This is a genomic window from Oleiphilus sp. HI0117 (assembly GCF_001635235.1).
Window position 1 is genome coordinate 1 of the sequence record NZ_LWGA01000866.1, and the last position, 8,671, is coordinate 8,671.

The following is an 8,671-nucleotide window of genomic DNA, read 5'->3' on the forward strand; positions in this document are numbered from 1 at the left end:
ATGCCAGTCATGGATGGTTATGAAACCTTAGAGCAGATTCAGAAACAAGATTTGCCAACGATGGTAATTGTCGTATCAGGAGATATTCAACCTGAAGCACATGAACGCGTTAAGGCTCTAGGCGCAATCGACTTCATTAAGAAACCTACTTCGACTGAAGCGCTCACAGAGCTACTTGAGAAATTTGGCCTTTACAGAGCACCAGAGCCCTCAGCCGCTCCTGCTACGCCTGCAAGAGCACCGATAATTAAGAAAGGTGAAATCGGCAATATTGGCACCCGCGACTGCATGCAAGAAATAGCGAATGTCGCAATGGGACAAGCAGCTGACCTACTCGCTCGGCTTTTGAAAGTCTTCGTAAAACTGCCTATACCAAACGTTAACTTGCTCGAAGTTAGTGAGTTAGAAATGGCCTTATCACTCACCGAGCAACAAGACACCTACTCTGCCGTTTGCCAAGGTTTTATCGGTTCGGGTATTAGTGGCGAAGCCTTGCTCATTTTCAGTGATTCAAGTTTTGGTGATATCGCCAAGCTGCTCGACTACAAAGGCGAAGTCGATCGCATGGTTGAGCTTGAGCTACTAATGGAAGTGGCCAGTATTCTAGTGGGCGCCTGTACTAACGGTATTGCCCAACAACTCGACACCACCTTCAGTCAAGGGCACCCGGTTGTTTTAGGGCAGCATGTCAAAGTAAGTGAATTGATCAAAGCCAATGCCAAGCGCTGGAAGAAAACACTCGCCATTGAAATCACTTACGAAATTGAAAACTACAACATTAGTTGCGACCTGTTATTACTGTTCACTGAAGATTCACTGGACAATTTGAACAAACGACTTTCCTACTTGATGGATTAATAGCCGAACTATGGAACGATCACAGATAGATATAAAAGAATTTCACTGGCTGATGGATATGCTGCAAACCATCGATGTCGGCCTCGTGGTACTGGATCGCAACTTTAGCATTAAAGTTTGGAACAGTTTCATGGAGAGCCATAGCGGCATAACTCCATTGCAGACCAAAGACAAGAATCTCTTTGACTTATTCCCTGATTTGCCCAGAGATTGGCTAGAGCATAAATCTAATTCAGTGTTTATGTTAAAAAACCGCTCCTTTATGACCTGGGAGCAGCGACCTTATCTGTTCAAATTCAAAAACTACCGCCCAATTACCGGCACAGAACCATTCATGTACCAAAACGTGACCATCTCACCTTTGGTATCTGCTGATGGAACGGTAAACCATATCGCTATCATTCTCTATGACGTGACTGATATTGCCGCGAACCGGAACGCACTGGAACGAGCGAACTCTGAATTAGAAATGCTGAGTCGAACTGATCGCCTGACTCGGCTAAACAATCGAGGTTATTGGGAAGAGTGCCTAGAAGCAGAGTTTAGCCGTTATAAGCGCTATCACACGACTTGCTCTGTCATTATGTTTGATATTGACCACTTCAAGAAGGTAAATGACACCTATGGTCACCAAGCCGGCGATGAAGTAATCAGGCAAGTTTCTCAGGCACTTCGGGATAACCTTCGTAAAACTGATATTGCCGGCCGCTACGGTGGTGAAGAGTTTGGCGTTATTCTTGGTAACACCGATGCCGAACATTCCATGGTTTTCTGCGAACGTGTTCGCAAACAGATCGAAGCCATGGAAGTTGTTCATGACGGTAAAACAATCAAATTTACCATTAGCTTGGGAATTAGTCAGGCTGTTGAAGCCACTAGCGACTATATGACCTGGCTTGAACAAGCTGACCAAGCCTTATATGCCTCTAAAGAAGGCGGGCGAAACCAGACCAATACATTCTCCCATAGTTAAAATCTAGCGTGCCGCCGAAAGGTGTGTCGCGCTAGAGATAACGTCATCAACCACGACAATTCTAATAATATTTTGGAGTCACTATGATCCGCCGCTCAAAGTTTCAAAACATAAGCTTTGCTATTCTTGCCGCCGCTAGCGCACCAGCACTTTCCCAAACATTAGCCCCTGCTCAATCCGTATCGCCATTACAAGAAGAAATACAGTGGCTACAGGCAGAGACTTATGTTTCTACGGCAACTAAGACTTTGGAAGATATTAAGAAAAGTGGAGCAAGTGTTACCGTCATTACCGCTGCTGACTTAAAAAGAATGGGTGCGCGCAACCTAATGGACGCACTAAAGCGCGTACCTGGCTTAGGTGTTTACCAAACTAATATGGGAGGGTCTACCCTCGAGATAAGAGGGCTAAAAACAGACTTCAGTGAAAAAGTATTATTTCTAATCAATGGCCACGCTAACAATAACAACCTGGTAAATGGTGGTGCACTAAGCTCTTACAACAACTTTATTGTCGATGACATTAGCCGGGTAGAAATTGTCCGTGGCCCTGGCTCAGCACTCTACGGAGCCAATGCTTTTGTCGCCGTAATTAACATCATCACCAAAACGGCTCAGAATACACAAGAAACAACACTAAGCGCAGGCATCGGAAGTGACCAATCAAGGAAGCTCAATGCATCGTATCGCGATGGTACAGGCCCTTTAAAGATGGTGAACAGATTGTAGCCATCATTTCGGACTACATTATGCCTGTTACCAAAGGCGATAAGTTCTTGATTGACGTTCATGCCATGTTCCCTGATATCATCAAGATAATACTCACGGGTCATGCCGATAGCTCAGCAGTCCAAGAAGCCTATGAACAAGCGAATCTTGCCGCCTGTTTTGGCAAGCCCTGGGAAATAGAGGATATACTCACCTGCTTAAGAGAGCATTTATCCAATAAGTAGCTGTACGGAGACAGAAGTCTAAGCATGGGAATTCGCAACAAACTACTTTTCATCATTGCTAGTGCACTTTTACTTGTGCTTTATGTCAGCACTCACCTTCAAATAAACCTACACAAGCAAGCATTTGATACCGAGTTAGAGAAGCGTATCGTTCTGCTAAAACATAACCTCAACCAACAAGCACTCGTCCAAGCCCAAGCGTTGAGTAGCTCGATCGCAGAAAACCTGGCATCGTTCAATCTTTTTTCTCTAACCCAAATTATTAACGATTCTGTCAACAACACACCAGAGCTGCAGCAAGCTATTTTAGTATCCAAAAACGGCAAAGTATTTATCCACACATCAGATCCGTTGCAGCAACAGCTTCCCTATCAGCCGACAAATCATGGCAGCCTTAGTCAGGTGAGCATAAAAACCCCTGATAGTATTTCAGTCCTCGGGATTAATAACCCTGAAGACAGCGCTCTTCCGATCTCTTCACTTGAATACCGCGTACCGATAACTATTGGAGAATCCAACTGGGGGGATATTTACCTTCTATATTCGCTGAAAAAACTGAACAAAGTGATCACCCAATCTATTGCAGAAAATACTCAACTACAAGAAGAACAAACGAACAAGGCATTTTATAGTGCCGGAGCGATTTTGTTAGTCGCCTTTGTGCTGATCTCTCAGTTAGCAGAGCGCTTAGTTGAGCCCATAGTGCGTTTAAGCGCTTACACCAAAGAAATTGCAAACGGAAACTTCACTAAAGTCCATAACGCCGCAGTAACTGGTACTGATGAAATTGCCGAACTCAGTCATAACTTCACCGACATGGCAAAAAACCTGGAAGAAAATTACCTAGAACAAGCGCAATATAATTTAACGCTTGAAGCAAAAGTTAATGAGCGAACAAAGGCCTTGCATAAGAAGAACGAAGAGTTACTTAACGCCTTCAAAAAAGTAGAAGAAAGCCAGCAGCAGTTAATATACTCAGAAAAAATGGCAGCACTTGGTCAACTGATCGCAGGTATTGCTCACGAAATCAATACGCCTCTCGGGGCGATAGGCGCATCGGCCAGTAATACCTCTATGAGTTTGGAAGACCACCTTACCCAACTGAAACCTATTCTGGAAAAAAGCCCCGACCCTGACGCTCAAGCACTGAATAAGATCATCTCCCTGCTAGGCAGGTCGACGAATAATCATTCCGACTCCCTTAGCACGCGTGAGGAAAGGGCAATTAAGCGCTCTCTATCAAAAGAACTTGCTCCCCATCATCAGGAAGGTGCTGAAGATCTAGCAGAATTGCTATTGGAAATGGGCTTACACGATCAGCTCAGCGCACTAAAACCTGAAATTCTCGACCCTGAAAATAACAAAATCGTTTCCCTCGCTCACTCCCTTACGAGTATTCGAAGAAACAACATGACCATTCATACCGCCATCGCGCGCGTATCAAAAATAGTCTTTGCCTTGAAGAGTTTCTCTCATCAAGACTGCAGCGGAGAAATGATTCAAAGCAATATCAACGACGGCATTAAAACAGTCTTGGTGCTTTACCAGAACCAGTTTAAGCAAGGCTGTGAAGTGCACTTGGACTATGGTGATTTACCCTCAACACTCTGCTACCCCGACGAACTAAACCAAGTCTGGACCAACTTAACCCATAACGCACTTCAAGCAATGCATAATGAAGGTGAATTATCGGTCTCTACCAAAGTACAGGAGGGTAATATTCTTGTGCAGTTCACCGACAACGGCCCAGGAATTCCTGAGGATATCCAAGAAAAGGTATTTTCATCCTTCTTTACCACAAAACCAGCCGGAGAAGGCAGCGGTTTAGGACTAGGAATCTGTAAGAAAATTGTCGATAAGCATCAAGGAAATATTGATTTTGAGAGTGAAGTTGGGCGCACAACTTTCTCGGTAAGTATTCCGATTAGAACCTAAAGCTCGCCCCTATGAGTGATCCAAAGGTGTAGGCATCAGTAATATCAAAACGATCACTTGTTAAAGTAAAGTGCCAGCTTTCTCCTTTCCAGCCCAATGTTACCGCCTTAGTTTTAAAATCATAAACCGTTTGAAGTGCGCCGTGCTCTGATATAAACCCGTTTACGTGGAGGCGACTAGTCATCCAGGAATCATATTTATGTAAGCCCAAGCCCATTTCCAACATGCTCGACAGCCTGTAACGACCCTCTACACTTAAACGCTTAGGAAACCTTAGCGTATGTTCTTTATAGCCCTCCCTACCGGTCAGCACAGGCTTTACATCCACCCTGCCAGATGGATCAAGGTTAACTCTGTCAGAACTCGCTTGCGCAGAGGTCGTTGGCGCACGGTTGATTTTTATATGGCTATATAAGTCGAGTATTTGTGCATCAATGCTGAGATCCTCATTTGGCCTAAACATCCACCTTAAGTCCAAGGTATAACCATAAGCATCAGGTGCTACTGCAGTTCGTTCTAGTAACCGGTCCTTATCATAAACGTAATCTAGCTCAATGTTACCAGTGTAACTGTCTTCAGAAATCTGTACATCACCACTAAGGCTACCGTCCATAAACGCCGACATATTCAGCAAAGAAATATCAACTTCCATACTTAGCGATGGTAATAATGGCGTCAAATAGCCAAGTTTAACCCCGGAAGTATGTGCATGTAATACATCCAAATACAGCTCATAATCCCGATTAGTATCTACCTCAAGCTTATTTTTATCTGTATAGACAAGCTCAGCAAGATCCTCAGAATAATCCAAAACATAATCATAGCGAGCAATTGCGGCGATCTTGAAGTTATTAAAACGAATACCACTTTCCCAACGATTATGAGTAAAAGAAAACTCACCCTGACGGTAATGTGGCCCTTTAAACTCATCAAAAGCGATTTGCTTTATTGAAGAGGTCTCACTATGCCCATAGACATCACTTTCTAGGTAGGCCTCATATTCTGCAGGTGCCGCATAAGCATTAGATTTGAGTATAAAGAAGGAAAGAGAGAGGAATAGTAGTGTAAACCTGTGAACTAGCATTCTGAACTAACACCTAAAATAACATCCCTAAAAAAAAGAGAGGCATAACGCCTCTCTTGTATTCCCTATAATCAGGGCATAGCTAGTATAACACTTAAGCAGTATGCCCGATTAAGCATTGACTTAGAACAATGATTCAAACTCAATATTATCTGCATCTTGATCATCAGCAAAAACTAACAACTCAATGCCGTTACGAACTTCATACCACGCGTATAGGAAGTCGTCTTCATCGACAACACCATCCTCATTAGTATCTTTACGGATCTCAATGGTAAATTGTCCGTCTTCCTCACTAATAGACTCATCCCCTGTCACTGTAATCACGACACCGTCATTATTGGTCAAGGTCATTTCAGCAGTTGCGCCATCAGTATCGATACCTTCTATAGCCGCTTCGATATCTATCGTGCGACCAGGATAAGCCAAAGATAAGCTAAAGTCTGCATCGTCATAGCCAGAGCGCTCAACATCAAATGAGAAGTCAATTGCATCAGCGACCCCTTGAAGATCAGCACTGAAGCTCAGATTTGCACTCAAGTCCGACCAGTTCGATGTTGTCTCGCCACTATCCGAGTTAGAGTCATTATATGACCAACCATTTTGTTGGCTATATGATTCATCATAACTATAGATCTCGCGGAAGGTAACACCCGTAGCATCGCCATTTAGCGCTATCGATGCTTCAAAGCTGTGCGCATCATTTGCAAAAGTACCCTGCAAACTAATTCCTACCACTGCGCTTCTCAGTGTTAGATCTTCTGATTCTGAATCAGACCAACTAGTTTCGGTATTGTTCCAAGTATCTTCTGTGTCCTCAATGAATCGACCAATTGATGCGTCTAGACCCAACATACCAGAGAATGACATTGGACCATCAGTTTGTCCTTCACCTGCCTCTGTTTGTTCAATGCTGACATTAAAGTCCGCATCAAAATCAGTCACGGTGGCATTAAGGTAGTCATCGTAGCTACCGCTACTCTGTCCTTCTGTACCATTGCCTTCATATGAAAGGTTGGCTTCAGCTTCTAGACCTGAACCTTCCTCTAGAGTAACCAGAACAGTTCCTACCGATGCCGTACCAGTCACATCGATATCCAGACTTCCTGAGACGGTACCTTCATCGCCCCAAGTATAAACGTTGGTTGATTCGTTATAATTTTCATACTCAGTAGAGTCATCATCTATCGTAAAGTCGACGACAGTACCCATCATGTCGACACTCACGTTCTGAGCTATGCCGCTATCGTCTTCAATAACAACAGTTTCATCAACACTTAGAACAATAGCCCCTTCACTTTGTGAGATATTTACCGTAATACCTTCGACGACTACATCTGCTGGAAGCGACGTAAGTTCTGCTTCATTTTCTTCTGAAGGAGTTAACAAACCGCCAGTCTCAAAGTCGAAGTTATTCTCATAAGCAATAGACATCGCACCTAAAGCTTCTGCCATACCTTCAACCGCATTACCGACATCATCAGAACTCGCGAGATCTGCGGCTTCCATCTGTAGGTCAAAGCCATCCAGAATATTAGCAACCGTATCCTGCCCCTCGCCGTCGCCAACTAATGAACTATCTATTGCAGTACCTAGTTCACGAAGCTCCTCTACAAACGCCTTTACCTGAGCCAAGTTAGTCGCATTTGCTGTCTCACTGGCCGTACCTTGGTCACCGTCGTCGCTAGCTACCGCTTCATCTGCCAAGGTTTCATCGGCTGCTACATCATCTTCTAGGCTTTGAATATCCGTAACCGCATCAGCAAACTCTTCACCTAAAGCTACGATATCGTCTTCAACTTCTTGGATAACCTCTTGAGCATCCTCTAGAATATCGCCCAAGTCAGTCACATCATCACTCACAGCATTATCACTCAAGCCTGAATCAGCAAAGCTCTCTGCAAAGCTTTCAATTGCCTCGTTGATTGAGGTGCTATTAGTGGTGTCATCACCTTGAACAGCACTCACAATTGCTGCATTAATCGCTGCATACTGAACGACATCTGCATCGTCAGCTAATTGCGCTGCAACGGCTTCTGGGTCAGTTAAATCAACGACTGGGATCTTAGTAATATCCTGAGTCAAACCAAAACGGTCAGCTACTTGAGAATTGGCATTGTTGACAGCTTCTTGGATGTTAAATTCTGACACTGTGCCGCTTTCGATAACGCTTTGGGCCAATGTCGCAGCAACCGTTGTAAGTGGCGTTACGTTAACAGAGACCGTTTCTGTACTCTCTGGTAAAACCGCGCTTAAACTTAAGTCACCAGCTGCCAGATCTAAAGAAGCACCAAATTCCACATCTACAGTACCATCACCATCGTTATCACAGCCACCTGCAATATCACACTTCATTGAAGCAGCACCATCATTGTCATCAACTACGATAAAAACAGGTTTGCCTTCATGTTCCGAAGGAATCGTTAAGGAATATTCGCCTGCCGAATCGGTTACGGCTGTCGCAATTGCTGTTGTTTCTGGGGAACCTGAACTATCAAATAGATAAGCGCTCACAAGACCGCCTACAATAATACCTTTACTCGCTGTACCGGTTACCGTTGAACTCGACGAACTTCCACCCGATGAGCCACCACTTGACCCACCACACGCGCTCAAACCTAGTGCAGCTGCAATAGCAAGACTTAAACCTAATTTTTTCATCAACTTTCTCCTTTCCTTGGTGCCCTCACCCTTTTTAGGTGATTGAGCGTCAACATAAATTTCGACACACCCATCACAAAAGTGCTACGAATCTATATATAGCTACTTCAATAGTGACAGATAGAATTCTTTAGTGCTTTGTATATTTTCAAAGCCGTTAAAGAAAGATAGTTCAGCGCTAACATTTAGACAAGCATATTTTTAGAAA

General features: G+C 43.9%; 7 protein-coding genes. 5 read left to right on the plus strand and 2 right to left on the minus strand.

The window, feature by feature from the left end; translation table 11 throughout:
• The 5 genes from A3757_RS15060 to A3757_RS15080 form a co-directional block, all read left to right on the plus strand.
• On the plus strand, positions 1–858 hold an 858-nt coding region (locus A3757_RS15060), incomplete at its 5' end, for a response regulator (protein ID WP_068739870.1).
• A 10-nt stretch (positions 859–868) separates the two neighbouring features.
• Entirely contained in the window at positions 869–1,831 is a 963-nt protein-coding gene (locus A3757_RS15065) for a diguanylate cyclase (protein ID WP_068510485.1), read from the plus strand.
• Positions 1,832–1,914: 83 nt separating this feature from the next.
• Positions 1,915–2,559, plus strand: a complete 645-nt coding sequence (locus tag A3757_RS15070; RefSeq protein WP_068553015.1) for a TonB-dependent receptor — start codon at positions 1,915–1,917, stop codon at positions 2,557–2,559.
• A gap of 20 nt (positions 2,560–2,579) precedes the next feature.
• Positions 2,580–2,783: a hypothetical protein gene (locus A3757_RS15075; protein ID WP_068510480.1), complete on the plus strand. Its 204-nt coding sequence runs from the start codon at positions 2,580–2,582 to the stop codon at positions 2,781–2,783.
• Positions 2,784–2,807: 24 nt separating this feature from the next.
• Positions 2,808–4,718 (plus strand): ATP-binding protein, encoded by a 1,911-nt coding sequence (locus A3757_RS15080; protein ID WP_068553016.1) that lies wholly within the window; start codon positions 2,808–2,810, stop codon positions 4,716–4,718.
• Here the strand turns inward: A3757_RS15080 and A3757_RS15085 are convergent.
• Positions 4,708–5,802, minus strand: a complete 1,095-nt coding sequence (locus A3757_RS15085) for a hypothetical protein (protein WP_068553017.1) — start codon at positions 5,800–5,802, stop codon at positions 4,708–4,710. The two genes, A3757_RS15080 and A3757_RS15085, sit on opposite strands and share 11 nt — an antisense overlap.
• Before the next feature lie 123 nt (positions 5,803–5,925).
• Positions 5,926–8,463 (minus strand): hypothetical protein, encoded by a 2,538-nt coding sequence (locus A3757_RS15090; RefSeq protein ID WP_068553018.1) that lies wholly within the window; start codon positions 8,461–8,463, stop codon positions 5,926–5,928.
• Positions 8,464–8,671 lie beyond the last annotated feature (208 nt).

Bases quoted from the DNA above. Each gene is read 5' to 3' on its own strand.
- A3757_RS15065 (WP_068510485.1), top strand. From the start codon at position 869: ATGGAACGATCACAGATAGATATAAAAGAATTTCACTGGCTGATGGAT.
- A3757_RS15070 (WP_068553015.1), top strand. From the start codon at position 1,915: ATGATCCGCCGCTCAAAGTTTCAAAACATAAGCTTTGCTATTCTTGCC.
- A3757_RS15075 (WP_068510480.1), top strand. From the start codon at position 2,580: ATGCCTGTTACCAAAGGCGATAAGTTCTTGATTGACGTTCATGCCATG.
- A3757_RS15080 (WP_068553016.1), top strand. From the start codon at position 2,808: ATGGGAATTCGCAACAAACTACTTTTCATCATTGCTAGTGCACTTTTA.
- A3757_RS15085 (WP_068553017.1), bottom strand. From the start codon at position 5,802: ATGCTAGTTCACAGGTTTACACTACTATTCCTCTCTCTTTCCTTCTTT.
- A3757_RS15090 (WP_068553018.1), bottom strand. From the start codon at position 8,463: ATGAAAAAATTAGGTTTAAGTCTTGCTATTGCAGCTGCACTAGGTTTG.